Source organism: Mesorhizobium sp. WSM3864, from assembly GCF_002294955.1.
In the GTDB taxonomy this organism is placed as follows: domain Bacteria; phylum Pseudomonadota; class Alphaproteobacteria; order Rhizobiales; family Rhizobiaceae; genus Mesorhizobium.
The window spans coordinates 1-1,129 of the sequence record NZ_NSGD01000059.1; the positions used below are offsets into that span (position 1 = coordinate 1).

Annotated in this window: 1 pseudogene; it reads left to right on the plus strand. The window is 62.0% G+C overall.

Going from position 1 to position 1,129, the window contains the following annotated elements:
- Nucleotides 1-531: 531 nt before the first annotated feature.
- Nucleotides 532-1,129 (plus strand): annotated as a pseudogene (locus tag CK215_RS31170) (hypothetical protein); the annotation flags it as partial.

Consider the following 1,129-nt stretch of genomic DNA (forward strand, 5'->3'; position numbering starts at 1 on the left):
GCGCCGGCAGACGAGCCAAATCCTGTCCCCCACACCACGCAAACGGCCCGCCAACGCAGGCCGTTTGCGTTTGCGGCGGCGCGCTTCGATGCGAAGCCGCCAGCGAGGTCCTCGGGAGCAACAAGCACGGCGGCGTCCCGCAGGTAGCGCAGTTGGACAGCCCCTCGCTCGATCGAAGGGTATCAATGAAACCTCGAGCGCCTGTTGGACATCCTGGCCATTGCGCGAGATCACCGGTTTTCGCCGATAGCGGCTGAACGAAGGTGGTGCCGCGATTGACGCCGCCCATGACGAGATCGGTCTGTGCACCGCACGGCGCGGAGCTGCGGCCCGAGGCTGAGGGAGCTCTCATACCTTTCCCCGCTGCATGGCACGTAGAACGCTGACGATCATACAAGAGGGCCTAAGTTCGGCGGATTTCGACGCGCTCGCCGGCGACGCTGGCTGGGTCAAGGCCTGAGCGGCTAGTCGAGTAGCCGAGGTCTCGCGGCTTGCAGGGAGAGGGGCAGGTTAAATCTCCGGACCGACCTTATGGAAGGCGACTGGCCTGTCTGTCGATGGACGCCACATGCTTTCGGCGACGTCGAACCCGACCGGCTCGCCGACGTCCTTTCCCAGCCATTCTGGGTGAAGCCGCATCCAAGAAACCTGGTCGAGCGATTCGATGACGAATCGAGCGGCATATCAATGCGGGCACCGTCCCGGATGTCTCGCCGGGGTTCGTTGCTCGAGCAAAGCAATGAACCGGCTATCCAGTCGCTGCCACATGGAATGACGCTGTCAGTTGAGCCGGTGATCCCTCAGTCGTGGGCGGCAGATCGGTCCGGCCACGCCCGAGAAAGTGCGGCGACCCGACGCGACGGCTACCATAAACTTCGGGGGCACCATCATAGCAGCCGGCTAGTGCATATCGCCCGAAATTCACAGCGATTTCGCGACAACGACGTGCATCAAATGGGATGCAAAGCGCATCGCTGGAATTCGTTCGCCGACATGCTGAGAAAGTTCGAAATCGCTGTTGACACCCCGAATGGCTCCGACTATATACGCCTCACCAACGAGGGCGGCGCGCCGCTGGCGGCCGAGAAGTTCGCTTCTCAATCTGCCCTCTGTGAAATTCAAGAGAGCC